17 protein-coding genes are annotated in these 18,857 nt (G+C 65.6%); 3 read left to right on the top strand and 14 right to left on the bottom strand.

Features of this window, described 5'->3' with window-relative positions; genetic code table 11:
* Positions 1–4: 4 nt before the first annotated feature.
* From CATRI_RS00730 to CATRI_RS00715, 4 genes are all read right to left on the bottom strand, one after another.
* A complete protein-coding gene (locus CATRI_RS00730) occupies positions 5–1,546 on the bottom strand; it encodes a glutamate synthase subunit beta (protein WP_290218740.1) in 1,542 nt (513 codons plus the stop codon).
* A 1-nt stretch (position 1,547) separates the two neighbouring features.
* Entirely contained in the window at positions 1,548–6,137 is a 4,590-nt protein-coding gene (gene gltB / locus CATRI_RS00725) for a glutamate synthase large subunit (RefSeq protein WP_290218739.1), read from the bottom strand.
* Between the two features lie 97 nt (positions 6,138–6,234).
* Complete coding sequence (locus CATRI_RS00720; RefSeq protein ID WP_290218738.1) at positions 6,235–7,104, bottom strand: PrsW family intramembrane metalloprotease; 870 nt, start codon at positions 7,102–7,104, stop codon at positions 6,235–6,237.
* On the bottom strand, positions 7,101–7,700 hold the full coding sequence (locus tag CATRI_RS00715) for a hypothetical protein (RefSeq protein ID WP_290218737.1): 600 nt from the start codon (positions 7,698–7,700) through the stop codon (positions 7,101–7,103). Before CATRI_RS00715 ends, CATRI_RS00720 begins: the two co-directional genes overlap by 4 nt.
* A gap of 43 nt (positions 7,701–7,743) precedes the next feature.
* Here CATRI_RS00715 and CATRI_RS00710 point away from each other — a divergent pair, with 43 nt between their 5' ends.
* Positions 7,744–9,684, top strand: a complete 1,941-nt coding sequence (locus CATRI_RS00710; RefSeq protein WP_290218736.1) for a M13 family metallopeptidase — start codon at positions 7,744–7,746, stop codon at positions 9,682–9,684.
* Between the two features lie 12 nt (positions 9,685–9,696).
* Here the strand turns inward: CATRI_RS00710 and CATRI_RS00705 are convergent, their stop codons facing one another.
* Positions 9,697–10,314 carry a CG0192 family protein gene (locus CATRI_RS00705; protein WP_290218735.1) on the bottom strand — a complete coding sequence of 206 codons (618 nt, stop codon included), beginning with the start codon at positions 10,312–10,314 and terminating at the stop codon, positions 9,697–9,699.
* A 74-nt stretch (positions 10,315–10,388) separates the two neighbouring features.
* On the opposite strand from CATRI_RS00705, the gene CATRI_RS00700 reads away from it, so the two are divergent.
* The gene (locus tag CATRI_RS00700) at positions 10,389–11,297 is read left to right on the top strand and encodes an alpha/beta hydrolase (protein ID WP_290218734.1); all 909 of its coding nucleotides are present in this window, start codon (positions 10,389–10,391) and stop codon (positions 11,295–11,297) included.
* Between the two features lie 6 nt (positions 11,298–11,303).
* Here the strand turns inward: CATRI_RS00700 and CATRI_RS00695 are convergent, their stop codons facing one another.
* Genes CATRI_RS00695 through CATRI_RS00665 form a run of 7 tightly spaced genes read right to left on the bottom strand, consistent with a single transcriptional unit; the run spans position 11,304 to position 15,425 of the window.
* Positions 11,304–12,344 carry a YihY/virulence factor BrkB family protein gene (locus CATRI_RS00695; protein ID WP_290218733.1) on the bottom strand — a complete coding sequence of 347 codons (1,041 nt, stop codon included), beginning with the start codon at positions 12,342–12,344 and terminating at the stop codon, positions 11,304–11,306.
* A complete protein-coding gene (locus tag CATRI_RS00690) occupies positions 12,337–12,609 on the bottom strand; it encodes an MGMT family protein (RefSeq protein WP_290221213.1) in 273 nt (90 codons plus the stop codon). The genes CATRI_RS00695 and CATRI_RS00690 overlap by 8 nt, the downstream gene beginning before the upstream one ends.
* Entirely contained in the window at positions 12,602–13,408 is an 807-nt protein-coding gene (locus CATRI_RS00685) for a VOC family protein (RefSeq protein WP_290218732.1), read from the bottom strand. The genes CATRI_RS00690 and CATRI_RS00685 overlap by 8 nt, the downstream gene beginning before the upstream one ends.
* Entirely contained in the window at positions 13,409–13,702 is a 294-nt protein-coding gene (locus CATRI_RS00680; RefSeq protein ID WP_290218729.1) for an RNA-binding S4 domain-containing protein, read from the bottom strand.
* A gap of 14 nt (positions 13,703–13,716) precedes the next feature.
* Positions 13,717–14,046, bottom strand: coding sequence for a heavy metal-binding domain-containing protein (locus tag CATRI_RS00675; RefSeq protein ID WP_290218728.1), 330 nt, complete (start codon positions 14,044–14,046; stop codon positions 13,717–13,719).
* A complete protein-coding gene (locus tag CATRI_RS00670; protein WP_290218727.1) occupies positions 14,043–14,693 on the bottom strand; it encodes a LysE family translocator in 651 nt (216 codons plus the stop codon). Before CATRI_RS00670 ends, CATRI_RS00675 begins: the two co-directional genes overlap by 4 nt.
* A 9-nt stretch (positions 14,694–14,702) precedes the next feature.
* Complete coding sequence (locus tag CATRI_RS00665; RefSeq protein ID WP_290218725.1) at positions 14,703–15,425, bottom strand: SDR family NAD(P)-dependent oxidoreductase; 723 nt, start codon at positions 15,423–15,425, stop codon at positions 14,703–14,705.
* A gap of 41 nt (positions 15,426–15,466) precedes the next feature.
* Between CATRI_RS00665 and hrpB the strand changes: the two genes are divergently transcribed.
* Positions 15,467–17,824, top strand: a complete 2,358-nt coding sequence (gene hrpB, locus CATRI_RS00660; protein ID WP_290218724.1) for an ATP-dependent helicase HrpB — start codon at positions 15,467–15,469, stop codon at positions 17,822–17,824.
* Here the strand turns inward: hrpB and CATRI_RS00655 are convergent.
* Together CATRI_RS00655 and CATRI_RS00650 are read right to left on the bottom strand one after the other, a co-directional pair.
* Positions 17,821–18,048 (bottom strand): hypothetical protein, encoded by a 228-nt coding sequence (locus tag CATRI_RS00655; RefSeq protein WP_290218722.1) that lies wholly within the window; start codon positions 18,046–18,048, stop codon positions 17,821–17,823. The two genes, hrpB and CATRI_RS00655, sit on opposite strands and share 4 nt — an antisense overlap.
* Before the next feature lie 25 nt (positions 18,049–18,073).
* Positions 18,074–18,841, bottom strand: coding sequence for a TSUP family transporter (locus tag CATRI_RS00650; RefSeq protein WP_290218720.1), 768 nt, complete (start codon positions 18,839–18,841; stop codon positions 18,074–18,076).
* Positions 18,842–18,857: the final 16 nt, after the last annotated feature.

Genomic DNA, 18,857 nt, shown 5'->3' with positions numbered 1-18,857 from the left:
CCGGTTAGGCCCTCAGCGGCATCGTTGAGGGCGTCGCGGCCACCGGCAGGGCGGTCTCGCCCATGAGGTCGGCGTCGACGGCGGCGGCAGCGGCACGCCCCTCGGCGATGGCCCACACGATGAGCGACTGGCCGCGGCCGTTATCTCCAGCGACGTACACCGGCGGCTTGAAGCCGGGCATCAGCGGCTTGATAGAGGCGCGGTACTGTTCGTCGCGCACCATGCGCCCGCGGTCATCGAAGGCGATGCCGAGTTCATGGACCAGGCCACCGCGCTCGGCGCCGGTGAAGCCCAGGGCGAGGAAGACCAGGTCGGCGTCGAAGGTGAACTCACTGCCCGGCACAGGAGTGCGGACGCCATCGATCACCTCGATTTCCACGCAGCGCAGGCCGGTGAGCACCCCGTCAGTGCCGAGGAACTCCACGGTGTTGGCCGAGAAGACGCGCTCGCCGAGGGTGGAGCCGGGCTGGCGGGTAGCCAGGCCCAGCGCCTCGATCTCGTCCGCCGTCTCATTACCGGTGATGACGTATTCGCCCTCCTCGTGAGCGGTCGCCTGCCGCCACACCAGCGGGTAGGTCGGCCAGGGGGTCGCGGCGGAGCGCACCGCCGGGGCCGGCGGGCGGATATCAAACTGGGTGACGCTCGCGGCACCCTGCCGCAGGGCGGTGCCGAAGCAGTCGATGCCGGTGTCACCGCCACCGATGATGACGACCTTCTTGCCGCGGGCGTCGATTAGCGGGGCGGCGAAGTCGCCTTCATTGACGCGGTTTTGCAACGGCAGGTAGTCCATCGCCTGGTGGACCCCCTCGAGGTCCCGGCCATCGGCGGGGAGCTCGCGGGCCAGCGGCGTGCCGGTGGCGAGGACGACGGCGTCGAAACGCGCGAGATCTTGCACGGTGGGCGACACCCCGGTACGGAAGGTGGTGCCTTCGGCGCGCATCTGCTCCAGGCGGCGGTCGAGCCAGCGGTTTTCCATCTTGTAATCGGGGACGCCGTAGCGCATGAGGCCGCCGATGCGGTCGTCGCGTTCAAAGAGCGTGACGTTGTGCCCGGCGCGGGTGAGCTGCTGAGCGGCGGCCATCCCGGCGGGGCCGGAACCGACGACCGCCACGGACTGGCCGGTGTCAAAGGAGGGAGTGATGGGGACGACCCAGCCCTCCTCGAAGCCCTTTTCGGCGATGGCGAGCTCGATGTTTTTGATGCTCACGGACTCGTCGTTGATCGCCAGGACGCAGGCCCCTTCGCACGGCGCCGGGCAAAGGCGGCCGGTGAACTCGGGGAAGTTGTTCGTGGCGTGGAGGCGATCGAAGGCCTCTTTCCAGCGGTTTTGACGCACGAGGTCGTTCCACTCGGGAATGATGTTGCCCAGGGGGCAGCCTTCGTGGCAGAAGGGGACGCCGCAGTCCATGCAGCGGGAGGCCTGCTGTTGGATCTGGCCGTCCGGCGCGTCTTCGTAGACCTCGCGCCAATCGAGCAGGCGCAGCGGCACGGGTCGGTGGCCCGGCTCGGCGCGCTGGAATTTACGGAAACCATGCGGATCAGCCATGTTAGTTCACTGCCTCCATGATCGCGGTGTTGACGTCGCGGCCTTCCCGGCTCGCGAGGTCGATGATGTCAAGAACTTTTCGGTAGTCGCGCGGCATGACTTTCACCAGGTCACGCGCCTGCCAGCTGGTGGTGGAGCCGGTGAGGCGGATGTGTTCGTCGATGATGTGCTCGAGGAACTCGATGTCGTCAGCGGAGAGCTTTTCGACGTCCACCATCTCGCCGTTGACCTTTCGGTCAAGGTCGCCCACGGGGGCGAGGTAGGCAATGCCGCCGGACATGCCGGCGCCGAAGTTGTCGCCAACCTCGCCGAGGACAACGACCCGGCCACCAGTCATGTATTCGCAGCCGTGGTTACCGATTCCCTCGACTACGGCCGTCGCGCCGGAGTTGCGGACGCAGAAGCGTTCGCCCACGGCGCCGGCGATGAAGATCTCACCACTCGTCGCACCGAAGCCGATGACGTTGCCGGCGATGATGTCGGGATCGCTGGCATCGATCTGCGTCGGGGCGCTGTCGTGTGGTCGGACGATGATCCGGCCGCCCGAGAGGCCCTTGCCCACGAAGTCGTTGGCGTCGCCGACGAGGTCGAGGGTGAGGCCGCGGGGGATGAAGGCGCCGAAGGAGTTGCCGGCGGAGCCGGTGAGGGAGACGGCGATCGTGCCATCGGGCAGGCCGTTGGCGCCCGCGGCGCGGGTGATGCGCGAGCCGGTCATCGTGCCGACGGTGCGGTCCACGTTGCGGATGGGGTAGCGCAGGTGCACGGTCGGGGCGGGGCTCGACGACATCCAGGCAGGGGCGTTGGAGCTGGAGGCGGCTGCGGCGGCGTCGATAGTCAGTTGGGCATCGCGGATGATGCGCTCATCGAGGATGCCTTCCAGCCCGTGCTCCTGCGCGCGGGTCTGGCGCACGTTCTGGTTGCGGAAGAAGGGCGAATCCGGGACTTGGAACACGGGGCTGAGGTCGAGGGTGGCCGCGCGGGGGTTCGCCTGGGTGAACTCCGCGTCGCTGCGCTGGCGCAGGACCTGGGCCTGGCCGACGGCCTCGTCGATGGAGCGGAAGCCCAGCTCAGCGAGGTACTCGCGGACCTCTTGGGCGAGGAAGGTGAAGAAGTTGACCACGTGTTCGGCCTGGCCGGTGTACTTCGCCCGCAACTCCGGATTCTGCGTGGCCACGCCGACGGGGCAGGTGTCGAGGTGGCACACGCGCATCATGATGCAGCCCTCGACGACGAGCGGGGCAGTGGCGAAACCGAACTCCTCGGCGCCGAGCAGGGTGGCGATGACGACGTCGCGGCCGGTCTTGAGCTGGCCATCGCACTGGACGCGGATGCGGTCGCGCAGGCCGTTGAGCAGGAGGGTCTGCTGGGTTTCGGCGAGGCCGAGCTCCCACGGGCCACCGGCGTGCTTGAGCGAGGTCAACGGGGAAGCGCCGGTGCCGCCGTCGTGGCCGGAGATGAGCACCACATCGGCGTGCGCCTTGGACACACCCGCGGCGACCGTGCCCACGCCGGCCTCGGCGACGAGCTTGACGTGGATGCGGGCCTGCGGGTTGGCGTTCTTCAAGTCGAAGATCAGCTGCGCGAGGTCCTCGATGGAGTAGATGTCGTGGTGCGGCGGCGGGGAAATGAGCCCGACGCCCGGGGTGGTGATGCGCACCTCGGCGATCCAGGGGTAGACCTTGTTCGGCGGCAACTGGCCGCCCTCGCCCGGCTTCGCGCCCTGGGCCATCTTGATCTGGATGTCGGTGCAATTGTTGAGGTAATGGCTGGTCACGCCGAAACGGCCCGAGGCAACCTGCTTGATGGCGGAACGCTTCCAATCGCCGTTGGGTTCCACGGCAAAGCGCGCGGGGTCCTCGCCGCCTTCGCCGGAGTTGGACATGGCGTGCAGGCGATTCATGGCGATGGCCAGGGTCTCGTGCGCCTCGGCGGAGATGGAGCCGTAGGACATGGCGCCCGTGGAGAAGCGGGTGACGATGTCGGCGATCGGCTCCACCTCGTCCACGCTGATCGGCGGCCGGTCGGAGGCGAATTCCATCATGCCGCGGATGGTGGCCAGGCGACGCGATTGATCATCGACGGCGCGGGTGTAGTCGCGGAAGATTTTGTACTGCCCGGTGCGGGTGGCGTGCTGCAGCTTGAAGATGGTCTCCGGGTTGAACAGGTGGTATTCGCCCTCGCGGCGCCACTTGTATTCGCCGCCAAGCTCCAGCTCCCGGTGGGCCAGCTCCTCTGGTCGGGGTAGGAAGGCGTTGCGATGCCGCGCTTCCACGTCTGCGGCCAACTCGCCGAGCCCGACGCCGCCGATGGGAGATGCGATGCCGCCGAAGTATTCATCGAGGAGGTCCTGGGACAGACCCGTGACGTCCGCCAATTGCGCTCCGCGGTAGGACGCCACGGTGGCGATGCCCATCTTCGACATCACCTTGAGCACGCCGGAGGTCGCGGCCTTGATGTAGTTCGTGCAGGCCTCGTCGAGGGTGAGGTCGCCGAGCTGGCCCTTCATCCGCAGCTCATCGATGGTTTCGAAGGCCATGTACGGGTTGATGGCGTCGGCACCGAAGCTGGTGAGCATCGCCAGGTGGTGGACCTCGCGGGCGTCACCGGCCTCGATGACCAGGGAGGCTCGGGTGCGGGTCCGCTCGCCGACGAGGTGCTGGTGCACGGCGGAGGTGAGCAACAACGAGGGGATCGGCGCGTAGCGCTCGTCGGACTCGCGGTCCGAGAGCACAATGAGGCTGGCACCATCCCGGATGGCGGCCGATGCTTCTCGACGCACGCGGTCAATCGCCTCGCGCATACCCGCACCGTGGTGGGCCACCGGGTACAAACCGGAGATCACGGCGGTACGGAAGTGCTCCCACTCACCGTCGTCGTTGGCATGGCTGAGGGTGGCCAGCTGGTGGTTGTCGATCACCGGTCCTGCCAGGCGGATGCGGCGAGCCGCCTCCGAGGTGGGGTTGAGCACGTCCTTCTGCGCACCCAGCAGGGTGTGCATCGAGGTCACGGGCTTCTCGCGGATCGAATCCAGCGGCGGGTTGGTCACCTGGGCGAAGCGCTGTGCGAAGAAGTCATAGAGCATTCGGGGCCGCTGCGAGAGGGCCGCAATGGGAGTATCCGACCCCATAGAGCCGATCGCCTCGGCGGCGTTGAGGGCCATGGGGGCGATGATGAGATCGACGTCCTCCTCCGTGATGCCGAAGACGCGCTGGCGCAGGACCGCCCGGTTATGGGGCATGTACTCGTAGCGGGTCTGGGGGAGCTGCTCGATGGGGACGAAGTTCTCCCGGATCCACTGCCGGTAAGGCTTGGCGTTGGACAGCGAGGATTTGATCTCCGCGTCCGGGACAATGCGGCCAGCGGCCGTGTCCACGAGGAACATCCGGCCCGGCTGGACGCGGGTGCGCTTGACGACGTCCTTGGGGTCCAAGTCCAGCACACCAGCCTCGGAGGCCATGACCACCAGGCCGTCACGGGTGACCCAAATGCGTCCCGGGCGCAAGCCATTGCGGTCCAGCACGGCGCCGATGAGCGTGCCATCGGTGAAGGCGACGGCGGCGGGACCGTCCCAGGGCTCCATGAGGCAGGAGTGATACTCGTAGAAACCACGCAGCTCGGAGCTAATGGTGGGGTTGTGCTCCCAGGCCTGGGGGATCATCATGGCCACGGCGTGCGGGAGGGAGTAGCCGCCGAGGTGGAGAAGTTCCAGGGCCTCATCAAAACGCGCAGTGTCGGAGCCGTCCGGGGAGCAGATGGGCAGGACCCGGTCGAGGGGGCCGAGCAACTCCGAGTCGATGAGAGCTTCGCGGGCACGCATCCAGTTCTCGTTGCCCTTGACGGTGTTGATCTCACCGTTGTGCGCGACGAAGCGGTACGGGTGGGCCAGCGGCCAAGAAGGGAAGGTGTTGGTGGAAAAGCGCGAGTGGACCAGTGCCATCGCGGATTCGAGCCGGGGGTCACGCAGGTCGGTGTAGAACTCCGCTAGCTGCGGGGTGGTCAGCATGCCCTTGTAGATGACCGTGCGCGAGGACAGCGAAGGGAAATAGACGGTGTCTTCGCCGTGCTTGGTGCCCAGCTCCCGGGCGCAGCGCTTGCGGATGAAGAACATCACTCGGTCGAGGTCAATTCCAGTGCGGCGACCTGCGGAGAGGAAGATCTGCTCGAAGTGCGGCATGGCGTCCAAGGCCATGGAGCCGAGGTTGGTGGGATCGACAGGAACCTCACGCCAGCCGAGAACGGTCGCCCCCTCTTCGACGGCGATGGCCTCGATCTCGCGCTTAGCGTCGAACATGGACATGCGGCGGCGCGGAAGGAAAGCGATGCCAGTGGCGTAGGCCCCGGCGTCGGGAAGCTCGACGCCCTGAGCGGCCATGACGGACCGATAGAAGCCGTCGGGGATTTGCAGGAGGATGCCCGTGCCGTCGCCGGTGTTCTTCTCGGCTCCGGCGGCCCCGCGGTGGTCGATGTTCTCCAAGATCTGGAGACCTTTGTCCACGATGTCGCGAGACGGACGTCCGTACATGTCAGCGACGAATCCGACGCCGCAGGCATCGTGTTCGTTCCCGGGATGGTAAAGGCCCTGACGTTCCATGAGAAGTGCACCTCGCTTAGTTTTCTGACTATCGACCTATAGAAAACATCATGCGAGGGGCTCCGCGCAAGCGGATACCTGTCAACCGACCGCCCAATTACCCCCGGCTTAATGCCTCGACGCTAGCGAGCGGCCGTTGAGTGAAGGAATAGCTGGTATCGGCCTTGCACAACCGATGAGCCTTCAGCCACACCCAAATGAATATGGGATACATCACGGCTGCCACGACGACGTAATTCACTATCAGCAAGACGTTCGTCGGCCACATGAGATTCCAGGCGAAGTGAAGGGCGAAGGCCAGAAACAGCCACCCGCCCGCCGTCGCCCACCGCCACGCGGTCGACTTATTCGCCGTGAACAGGGCCAGGCCCAAGCCCCAACCGGCCAGCGCAGTGAAGACGATGTGCAGGCCCGGACCAGCAACCAGGCGCAGCCCCCACATGTACAGCGCGCCGGTGGTGTCGGAGTTGGCGTCCAGGGCCGCCCCGAACGCGCCATACATGGCGTTTTCCACGGCCTCGAATCCCAACCCGACCAAGGCACCCGTCATGAACCCATGCCAGGGACGGTTGAGACCACGGAAGGCGAAGAGAATGACGCCGACGCCTAGGAACTTGGCGATCTCCTCCGGGTACGCCCCACCGAACGAGGCCTCTAGCAGATCCCACCCCGCCTTATTGACCAAGCTAATGACCGGGAGACCAGCAAGAAAGACAAAAACAAAGCACACCCCACCTCCCCACACGATGCACGACATCACCCATTTCCAGCCTGCGCCTGCTTTCTCGGGCCACATCGGCGACAACCGCAGCAAGAGCCCGACCAGCAGGCAGTACAAGACGAGGAACACTGCACCCAAGGAGCCGCCCACCAATGAAGCAAAGAAATTCGACGCCACAAAATAGAGCATGATGGGCACACCAAGGACAACGCTGATGATCAGCGTCACGCGAAACAACATGCTCATAGCGCGATCCTCTCCGCCGGAGCGTCCCTCGGGGTTACTGACTCCAAGTAGGTTATTTCCTCTTCGATAAACCACGGCAGTTCCGAGCTGCCGCTCAAGGTCTGCCACACGTCATTGACCATGGGCAGTGCGTCCGGACCGGTTGGCAGAACCGCCACCATCGTCAGGCCCTCCTGCTCCCCACTCCCCTCGAGGGAGATGCCTACCTTGCCCAGCTCGTAGTCGATAAGCAACCGCGCATCGCCGTCCTCCCAGGTCAACGCATCCTCAGGCGGGAAGTACATGGTGATAGCGCGCATCATGCGACGTAAGGTCCGCTCCGGATCAGTGCCGCCTTCGGCGATCATCGAGTAAATCTCGCCCCCATCGCACACCCAATGCTCGCCGTTGATCAAGTCAGTTTCGTCCAGGCACTCCATGTCAAGCGGGATTGTCCACTCCATGCCCCGCATTTGTAGCTGCACCTGCTCCATCCGTTCGACTTTCGGAACAAACAGATTGAGGACCAGCGGGATGACAACGATGACAGCAGTCGCCCCGAAGAGGGCGAACCACCAGTGGCGACTAGCCGCCGGTTTGAGTCGATAGGATGACATGGTTTCCAGACTATCGTGGCGCGGCTCACCTAGAGTTGGGAGAATGAACGATCTGTACGCCTACGTCAATGGTCCCTGGCTTTCCTCCCACGTCATCCCCGATGATCGGGGCGTCGACGGCACCTTCCACCGGCTTCGCGACGACGCCGAGGCCGACGTCCGCGCCATCGTTGAGGAAGACACGGGGCGCGCCGGCCGCCTCTTCGACTCTTTCATGGACGTCGAGGGCGTCAATGCGGCCGGCATGGCGCCCCTCGACGCCGACCTAGACAAGCTCAGCGCCCCCAACGTCACCGCCTTCGCCGGTCGCCTCGGCGAACTTGAGCGCCTCGGCATCGCCGCTCCCCTCACCTTCTGGGTGGAAAAGGCCTCCGACTCCGAGGACGCCATCGCCTACCTCATCCAATCGGGCCTGGGCCTGCCCGATGAGGCCTATTACCGCGAGCCCGGTCACGCCAAAACGGTCACCGCCTACCGCCACCACATCATTGAGATGCTTGGTTTCCTCGACCCGGCGCGCCTTTTCGGCTTGAGCCCTTCCGCCGCCGCGGACCGCATCCTCGCCCTGGAGACCGAGATCGCCGCCGGGCACTGGGATGTCGTGTCCACCCGCGACGCCGTCAAGACCTACAACCCCACGGCCTGGGACGAACTCCCTGCCATCATCCGCACCCTCCTCGGAGGCGCGGGCCTGCCGGACAACAAGGTCGTGTCGATGATGCCGAGCTACGTCACGCACCTGTCTGGTCTGCTCAGCGACGACCGGCTCGCCGACTGGCAGCTCTGGGCTACGTGGCACATCCTTCGCTCCCGTGCCGGAGTCCTCCCCGCCGAGGTCGGGGCAAAGAACTTTGAGTTCTACGGCACCCTGCTTTCCGGGGCGACCCAGCAGCGCGACCGCTGGCGCCGCGGAGTCGGGCTCGTCGAATCGCTCATCGGGCAGGAGATTGGCAAAATCTTCGTCCAGCGCCATTTCCCGCCATCCTCCAAGTCGGAAATGCTCGAACTCGTGGACTACCTCATCGACGCCTACCGCACCCGCATCACCGACCTGACCTGGATGACCGCCGAGACCCGCGAACGCGCACTGGAAAAGCTCGACCAGTTCAAAGCCAAAATCGGTTACCCCGACGTATGGATGTCCTACGAGGGACTAGAATTCGGCCCCGCTGGCGCCGACCTCCTCACCAACGTCCGCGCCGCCTCCGCCTTCCTCCAGGACTACGAACTGGGCAAAATTGGCAAACCCGCCGACCGTGATGAATGGTTCTCCACCCCCCAAACCGTCAACGCCTTCTACAACCCCGTAGTCAACGACATCACCTTCCCCGCCGCCATCCTCCGCGCGCCCTTCTACTCCCCCGACATGGACGCCGCCGAAAACTTCGGCGCCATCGGAGCAGTCATCGGCCACGAAATCGGCCACGGCTTCGACGACCAGGGCTCCCAATACGACGGCCGCGGCAACCTCAACTCCTGGTGGAGCGACGCCGACCGCGACTCTTTCACCGAGCTCACCGACCAGCTAGTGACCCAATTCACCGGCCTCATCCCCGCCATCCTGCGCGAACGAGGCATTGAATCCGACGGGGTCAACGGCGAGTTCACCCTCGGCGAGAACATCGGTGACCTCGGCGGGTTGGGCATCGCTGTTGTTGCCTACCAGCGCTACTTAGCTGACCACGGCCTTACCTTCGAGACCTCCCCAACAATGGAATTCGAGGCCGAAGGATCCGACCCCGACCTCACCGGACGCACCTTCAACGGACTCCAGCGCCTCTTCCTCTCCTGGGCACGAGTCTGGCGCACTGCCATCCGCCCCGAGCAAGCCCAGCAGTATCTGGCGATCGACCCCCACTCCCCCGCCGAGTTCCGCTGCAACGTCATCGCCGGAAACATCGACGAGTTCTACCAAGCCTTCCCCTCCATCGGGCCCGATTCACCCATGTGGATCGAGCCTGAGAAGCGCGTGACTATTTGGTAGGTGCGGCGGGGGCTAGTCCAACCAGTTCAGCTCTCCGACCACCCGCTTTTCTTCCGGCATGGCGGGCAGCCAGCCGATGAGGTTCATGCGGGAGGTGTTGTGACCTACTTCGGTGGATTCGATCCGGCGGAGGAGGTGCGGGAGGCGCAGCTGGAAGGACTTCCGGCGGCCGTCGATAAGCACGGTGCCCACCGCGCGCTGGCGCGTGACCTCCAGGAGTTTGACCCCGCTGACCTCGGTTTTCCCGGAACCGGAACCGCGGATCGACAGGACTGGCGGGACGCCGTCGGAGCGGGCGGCTTCGTTGTCGCCTTCGAGGATGCAACGGATGAATTCGGCAACAGCGATGGGATCGCCGAGCGCATTAGAGACCCATCGTCTGCCCAGGACGCTGTGTTCCATGGTGGAGAGGGTGTGTTCGGGGTCGAGTTCGGCGGCGCGGTAGGTGAGGGGGATTTGTACGCTGCGGCCGTCGATGTCGGAGCCAACGAGTACTTCGATGCCGACTTCTCCGTCCGGGTCGACGAGACGATATCCGCCGAGGAGGGTAACTACGCCTCCGAAGCGGGCAGCAATGTCATCTTTGCCGGGGCTCAATTCTGCATTGTAAATTTCTGCGGTTCCGCTCATGACAGCACTCCTTGATTGTTGAGGCGGCACGTGTGACAGCCAGGGTAGTCCTTTCGGGCGCTAGGCTGGGCGCCATGAACGATGCATCTCTCTCACCCGAGCACGAACGCGAGCAAGAAGAAGCCCAGTTCCGCGCCGATTTTCAGGTCGGCGGAATTGATCGGACGATGTCTCAGGAAGAGCAGCTAGAGCAGCTATATTCCTACTTAGACGCCCACTATGAGCTCCCAGATTTCACTCCGCCGTGGAAGGGCGGGGCGGGCGATCCCGATAGGGCAGATAATTACATTGCCCGGTTGGCGGATCGGACGACGCATGCTGCGATGCTCATGCTGGGCTCTGGTCTTGATCAATCGATGCCGGGCAATGCGTGGATTGACGGGATTGAGATGGAAGAGGTCACCGAGGTCGGCGGATGTTTGTTCACACCGCCGGAGCCGACGGGCAAATGGGCGATTAGTTTTCACTCGGGAGGCTGGTGGCGTGGTTCGGGTGATGCGTTGGAAAATTCGTGGCGGCCGGAAGTGGCGGCGGCGGCAATGCGTTCGGGGACGATCATCCTCGATCTGGACTATCCACTCGCCCCGCAGCACACGCTCGCGGAGATGAATGATGTGGTGGCGCAGGCGGTGGGGGTGGCCAAGCACCACAACGCGGCATCCATCACGGGCTGGGGCTACTCTTCCGGTGCCGCGTTGGCGGCGATGAATGCCCAGCTTTTCGATGCCCTCGTGCTCACCTTCCCCGATCTTGCTTCGGTCGCTGCTCTTCCGGAGGAGATCCAGGCCGGCGAGTCCGTCCCGGCCGCGGACACCTGGCCGAGGACTCTCGTGCAGATCGCCCTGCAGGATGAGATCGCCGCCCGCCCTGCCGACGTCGGCGCGGCGGAAGTCGTGGAGTACGTCTCCCGGCACCGGGTGTCCACGCCGGAGGTCGCCCGGCAAAAGATTGCCGACGTCGCCGCCTTCCTGCGGTCGGTGTAACGCCAGCTAGTCCGCCCCGAGGGACTCCTCCCGCAGTTCCCGCCCGCGCTCGATGACCTTTTCTTTCGTCTGCTCCTGGCGCTCGAGGGCCCGGGTGCTGCGCAACGGCAGCTGAATGGTTTCTTCTGCCTCGACGCCTTCGCGCAGCTGCCGGGCGCGTTCGACTTCAGCGTCGACGGTGACTCCTAGGAGCAGGGAGATGTTGCCGCCCCACAGTGCGAAGAGCAGGGCCAGTACGGTACCAATCGCACCATAGGAGCTCAGCCCGGTGAGGAAGAGGAGGTAGAGGTAGAAGGCCCCACTGACCAGGGCGAGGCCGACCATGGCCACGCTCGCGCCGAGGCTGAGCCAGCGGAAGCGTGGCTGCTTCACGTTGGGGGTGAAGTAGTAGAGCACGGCGATGAGGACAATCGTCAGCAGGATGATCACCGGCCAGCGCACCCACGCCCAGATGGGCAGGAAGACGCTGAGCAGGTAGTCAAGCACGTCCGTGAGACCCAGCGGTTCGGCGATGGGGCCTAGGACCGTCGACACCACGACCTCGTTGAGTGCGATCGAGGAAGCGATGAGCACGATGCCTAGCAGCAGCACCAGGGTGGTCGCCAGCTGCGTAGCAAAGTTTCGGATCAACGTCCGGCCTTCCCGCAGCCCGTAAATGCTGTTGGCGCAGCGGGAAAACGCCCGCACATACGCGGAGGCCGACCATAGGGCGACGAGGATACCGGCGACCAAGCCCACGACGCCCCCAGCGGCGGTGCCGATGACCATCATGACCACTTCCCGGACGGTCTCTTGGTAGGTATCGGGGACGTAGTCGCGGATGAAATCGGCCAATAGCGATTCGACGAGGTCTGCGTTGTTGGCCAAAAAGAGCGTGGCCATGGAGTACGTGGCCAACAGCGTCGGCGCGAAGGAGAGGACCGTGAAAAACGTCAGCATGGCCGCTTTGTCCAGGCTGCTATCCAGCCAGAATTCGCGGACCGCGCGGCCGCAGGCATAGCTCCAGCCCCCGTCTTTCAGCGACGGGCGCGGAGAATCTTTAGTCATGCTGCCAGCGTACTGCGCGTCCGTTATGCGAGATTCCTTCTGCATCCCAGTGCGGCACGGAACGGGCGGGGTCGTGGGAGGAGCCATCAGCACGCACTACCCGCCACCACGCGGTCAGGTGCCCGACCTCGGCCATCACCCGGCCGACCTGCCGCGGGCCGGTCCCCACCTCGGCGGCGACCTCCCCGTAGGTGGTCACCTCGCCAGGGCGAAGCTTATCGACGACCGCGAGCACGGCCTCCTGCACATCCGTCAGCTTAGAGATCAAAGCCTTCGAGCGGGTCGGATTCCCGCCCCTCTTCCATCGGCTCGTCGACCTCACACAGGGTGAGGGTCGCCCCGGTGGAGTCGGACACGAGGCACATGCGGCCAAACTCGGAATCCCAGGGCTCGCGGATGACCTCGCCGCCGAGCTCGGGAACCTTCGCCACGACGGCATCCAGGTCGAGGACGCCGAGGTAGGTCTGCCAGAAGCTCGGGACCTGCGGCGGGAAGTTGCCCTCCGCTTTCCAGATGCCTGCGAAGGCCGCCCCGTCGAGCATGGCGGTGCTGTACGTGAAGTCCTCGCCCACCTCCATGGACACCAGCTCCCAGTCGAACAGGCCGTGGTAGAAATCAATCGCCTGGTTGAAACCGGTCGTCGCGGTGAGTTCGTGCCACACCGGGGTGCCGGGCTCGCCGGCGGCGACGAAGGAGTCCTCGCCGGCTGGTTCGATGAGGCCGAACAGCGCCCCGGCGGCGTCGACAAGCACTGCCATGCGGCCGAGCTGGACTTCCGTGGGCTCCGCCAGGACGCGCCCACCCAGGTCGACGACCTGGGTGATCTGCTCTTCGAGATTATCGGCCAAGAAGTAGGTGATCCAGGTATCGGGCATCGGGGCGCCGTCGGCGGGCTGCGGGATGAACCCGGCGACGGGCAGGCCCTGCACGCGGGCGACGCGGTAATCCTCGCCGCTGATTTCCCAGCCGAGGATCTCGGAGTAGAAGGCGGCCGACTTACGCACGTCGGAGGTGGTCAGGTCGATCCAATACGGCATTCCGCCGATGGCCTCAAAAGCCGGCATTTAGAGGTTTCTCCACTTCTCGGGGTCAAAATCGTCGTTGGCGGTGGCTTCGTCGAAGTAGTCATCCTCGTCGCCGACCGCCGTAGTCACGCGCGCGCAGGCATCACCGAGGCAGACGACATCGCCCTCGCGCAGGGTCTTGCCGCGGCGGGTATCCACCGCGCCATTGACGGTGACGTCCCCGGCGGCAATGACTTCCTTCGCTTCCCCGCCGGTGGCGACGAGATTGGCGAGTTTGATGAACTGACCTAGTTTGATGGATTCGCTCCGAATGGCAACGTCTGCAGCGTGCATGCGGGCCAGTCTACTTACCCCTGTGGGGCGATCGTCACCGCGGTGCCGGTGGCTGAGACCATCATCATGCCGTTGTCAGCGCCCATTACCTGGTAATCCACATCCACGCCGATGACGGCATTCGCCCCGAGCTCCTGGGCGCGCTGGACCATCTCGGACAGGGCGGACTCCCGGGCCCGGAACGCTTCCTTCTCATAAGCATCCGAACGCCCGCCGACGAGGTTGCGGAATCCCGCCGCGAGATCCTTGAAGGCATTGATACCGACGATGGTCTCTCCGGCGACGACGCGCAGGTACTGGGTGACTTGGTAGCCGTCCACGGACGGAGTGGTAGTGACGATCATGTCAACGATGATACGACTGCCTGCCCACCCTCGACCACCATGAGCAGGCCCAGGCCGATGAAAATGATGCCGGTCACGATGTCGATGATGGCCGAATGCTTGGCAATGCGCGCCGCCATCGCCCGCACCCCCAAAGCAAAGCCGACAAACCACGCAATGCCGGTAAAGACCAGCGTGGCGACGATGAGCACCGCCCAGCCCACGCCCATGTCGGGCCGGACGAATTGAGCAAAAATGGCACCGAAGAACAGCAGCGCCTTCGGGTTGGCCAGGTTGGTAGTCAGGCCGAGCAGCAGGGCACGGGCCGGAGGCATCGCCTCTGCTTCGGCACCAGTGGCAGCCTGAACGGGCACGCCCCGCGCCGCCCGGCCGCTGCGCACCGCACCGATTCCCATCCGCAGCAGGTACAGACCACCGAGCAGCTGCAGGGCGGTGAGGATCTGCGGGTACGCGCCGACGAGGGCAGACAGACCCAAGAGGGAGGCGAGAATCCACAGGGCATTGCCCAGCATGATGCCCAGGGCACACCACACGCCCGCGGCACGGGAGCGGGACCCCACGCGGATGAGCTGCACCACGTCGGGCCCCGGGGAGACGATCGCCGCAATCCACACGACGAGCAGGCTGACAAAGCTAGAGCTAGTCACAGGGGAAATCTACGCCTGGTCGCGCGGCATGATGTTCATCGTGTCGATGTTCACATGCGCCGGCAGCGACGCCACCCAGCGGATCGCCTCGGCGATGTCCTCCGCCGTGAGGTTGAGCTTGTCGGCGTACACGGCCTCCGCCTTGGCGGCATCACCCTTGAAGCGAACCAGCGAGAAGTCCGTGGACACGCGGCCCGGATCGATCTCGGTGATGCGAATGGGATTGCCCACCTCCTCCATCCGAAACGCCCGGGTCAGGGCGCGCAGGCCGAACTTGGCGGCGTTGTACCCGGACCCACCCGGGTAGGCGTTGAACGCCGCCACGGAACCGATGTTGATGATGAGGCCGGCGCCGCCCTCGGCGGCGTCGAGAAGCGGCAGCAACGCCTTGGTCACCCGGACGGTGCCGAGGACGTTGGTGTCATACATCGTCTGCCAATCATCCAGATCGGCCTCGCGGAGACTATCCAAGCCCAGGGCCCCACCAGCGTTGTTGACCAACAGGTCCACGCGGTCGAGGCGCGCCGCGAAGGCCGCGACCGACTCATCGCTGGTCACGTCCAATTCGATGGCCTCGCCGCCCGTGCGCTCCGCGACCTCACGGATCTTGTCCACCCGGCGGGCCGCGACAACGACGTGCCAGCCATCCGCCGCGAGCGCGTCGGCCGCGGCGGCGCCGATTCCCGAGGATCCTCCGGTGATAACAGCTACTTTCTTCTCTGCATTAGTCATGGCTTCGATAGTTGCACAAACACCTGACACAATGGGGCCTCATGAGCTTCGATCTCGCCCGGATCGGCGCTGGCCTGCCCGTCGCGGAGACGATCGACCAGCTGCCCGCGCTGCTGGCCCGCACGAACCGGGCCGTCATTCAGGCACCGCCTGGCACGGGCAAGACAACGCTCGTGCCGCCCGCGCTGGCCAACCACACCCAAGGAAAAGTACTGGTCACTGCGCCGCGCCGGGTCGCGGTGCGCGCAGCTGCGCGCAGGCTTGCTCACCTGGATGGCAGCGAGCTCGGCGATCGCGTGGGCTTCAGTGTCCGCGGCGAGCACCACCCGGGCAGCCTCGTGGAGTTCATGACCCCGGGCGTGCTGCTGCGCAAGCTCATGTCCGATCCGGAGCTCAGCGGCATCAGCGCCGTGGCGGTCGATGAGGTCCACGAGCGCCAGCTCGACTCCGATCTCGTCCTGGGCATGCTCCTGGAACTGTCAGAGTTGCGCGATGACCTGTCCATTGTGGCGATGTCAGCCACCGTCGATGTGGATAAGTTCTCTGGCCTCATGGACGCTCCCGTCCTGGAGACCGCAGCGGTGACCTACCCGCTGAGCACGCAATATTCTCCGCATCCGGGCCGTTCGTCCGGCACGCGGGAGTTCTACGATCACCTCGCCCAACTCGCGCAGGGCCACGCCGATTCGGTGCTGGTGTTCGTCCCCGGCGTTCGCGAGATCGAGCAGGTCAGAGCCCGCATCCCCGAAGCCCTGCCGCTGCACGGCTCGTTGAGTTCCGCCGACCAGGACCGCGCCTTGGCCCCCAGCGACAAGCCCCGAATCGTCGTCGCCACGTCGATCGCCGAGTCCTCCCTCACCGTCCCCGGCGTCCGCGTCGTCATCGATTCGGGCCTGTCCCGCGTTCCCCGGCGCGACGCCGCCCGCCGGATGACCGGCCTGGTCACGGTCTCCGCGGCGCAGTCGACGGCTGATCAGCGCGCCGGTCGTGCCGGACGCGAGGGCCCCGGCACCGTCATCCGCGCCTACTCCCAATCCGATTACCAGCACTTTTCACCCCACATCACCCCGGAGATCGCCACCTCGGACCTCACGCAGGCGGCGCTGATCCTCGCGGTATGGGGCACGCCACGCGGGGTCGGTCTCCCGCTTGCCGACGCCCCTCCGTCCCCCGCCCTCGACGCCGCCGAGGACGTGCTGCGCGCCATCGGCGCTATCGCCGCCGAGGGGAAGGCCACGGGGCTCGGTCGGCGCCTCGCCGCCCTGCCCGTCGATCCCCGACTCGGGCGCGCCCTGCTCACCGCTGGTCCCGCTTCTGCCGAGGTGGTCGCCGTGCTTGCCGATGCCCCGCGCGGCGACATTAGTGCGCAGCTGCGCACTCTGCGCGGGCAGCGGCCCTTCGAACGGGAGGTCGCGCGCCTGCGCCGCCTAACGTCCGGGGGCAATGGTGTTAGCGATCCGGGTGTAATCACCGCGCTGGCCTTCCCCCAGCAAGTCGCCCGGCGCGTGGGTGCGGATTACCTCCTAGCCAGCGGCACCCGCGCGTATCTCCCGCCGGATTCGCCCCTGCAGGGAGCCGAGTGGTTGGCCATCGCTGAGGTCACCCGCGCCGCAGGTTCTTCTCGCGAGGGGCGCGCGGGGGCGACGATTCGGGCGGCGGCGCGGCTGAGTGAGCAGCAGGCCAGAGACGTCATCGGCGTCACGGAGGAGGTCACGGCGACCGTCGAGGGCGGTCGTGTCCGTGGCCGGAAGCTCAGCCGCCTCGGGGCGATCACGGTGAGTTCCACCCCGGTGGCCCTGCCCCGAGATAAGGCAGCGGAGGCGCTGGCCGCGACCATCAGCGAACGGGGGCTGGAGATGTTCCACTTCTCCGACAAAGCTCAGCACCTGCGCGATCGCCTTGAGTTCCTCCACGAACAGTGTGGTGACCCATGGCCTGATCCCAGCCACGCCGACCCCACAATGTGGCTCATGCCGGAACTGACCGCAGTGGCGGACGGGGCGCAGCTCAGCAAGGTCGACATGTACCCCGCCCTGCAACGCTTGCTGCCCTGGCCGGAAGCGGGGCGGCTGGATGAACTCGCGCCGACGCATTTCCTCGCCCCCAGCGGGCATCGGCACCGAATTTCCTATGACACCCACCGGCCCGTGGTCCGCGTCAAACTGCAGGAGTGTTTCGGGATGGCCACCTCACCGGAGTACGCCGGCGTGCGCCTGCTCTTTCATTTGCTCTCCCCCGCGGGGCGCCCGCTCGCGGTCACCGACGACCTGGCGAGCTTCTGGTCCGGCCCCTATTCCCAGGTCCGCGCGGAGATGCGCGGCCGCTACCCCAAGCACCCCTGGCCGGAGGATCCGTGGACCGCCCCGGCGACGGCGCGGGTGAAGAAACGGAAGGATTAACCTTCGAGGAGCCGGAATCCGGCGGGCAGCTCAGCGCCGTCAAAGGCTCCGGCTGCGCGGGCGAGCGTCGGGAGGACCTCCGGGCTGGCGATGATCTCCACCCCCAGCTCCCCGTACACCTGTGCCAAGAACAGCTCCCGGGAAATGAAGTCCAGCGTTGCGTTCACGTCTCCGGCGAGCTCTTCGGGAGCTCGAACCTGGTGGCTATCAACTTTGATGCTCATGACTTCAACATAAAGAGCCGTCCTGTTAACGACCTGACAGCTGCTGCCACGCCAGGTAGGAACTCATCATGACAACCACGACGAGCAAAGCTACCCGCACGAGTCGGGCGCCTCCGCCGAGGATCGTCCGCGCCCCGAGCTGTGCGCCGATGATGTTGGATACGGCCAATGCCAGACCCAGCTGCCACCAGACGTGGCCTCCCCACGCGAAAACGACGAGGGCACCAAGGTTGGTCGCCGTGTTCACGACCTTTGCCATCATCGCCGAACGCAAGAAGTCTTGGGAGAGCAGCGCCGTGAACGCCATGATGAGGAACATGCCCGTACCGGGCCCGAAGATGCCGTCATAGAAGGCGATGCCCGCGACGGCCACGAGCAGGGCCCAGCGCCGCCACGTTTCGATCGGCTTGTCGCTGGGCGTGCCCTGTCCGAAGGACGGGCGCAACGCCACGAAGGTGCCCACCGCCAGCAGCAAGACGATGATGATGGGCCGCATGACGGCGGCGTCGATAAGCGCGGCGGATGCCGCTCCGGCCCCGGAACATACCGCAGCGATGGGCACGAAACGCCAGCTAATCGGCGCTTTCAACTTCCGGACCAAGGTCACCGTCGCCGAGGCCGTACCCGAGACGGACACCATCTTGTTCGTGCCGAGGGCCGTCGCCGGCGCGAGCCCCGGGACGACGGCCAGCAGTAGCGGAATCATGATGAGGCCGCCTCCACCGATGACCGCATCTATCCATCCGGCGACAGCGGCACCCGCGAGAAGCGTTATCCAGATCTCTGCACCCATGGAACTAAGGGTAGGG

It is taken from the genome of Corynebacterium atrinae (assembly GCF_030408455.1).
Classification (GTDB): domain Bacteria; phylum Actinomycetota; class Actinomycetes; order Mycobacteriales; family Mycobacteriaceae; genus Corynebacterium; species Corynebacterium atrinae.
This window is presented reverse-complemented; position numbering and strand designations above follow the sequence as displayed.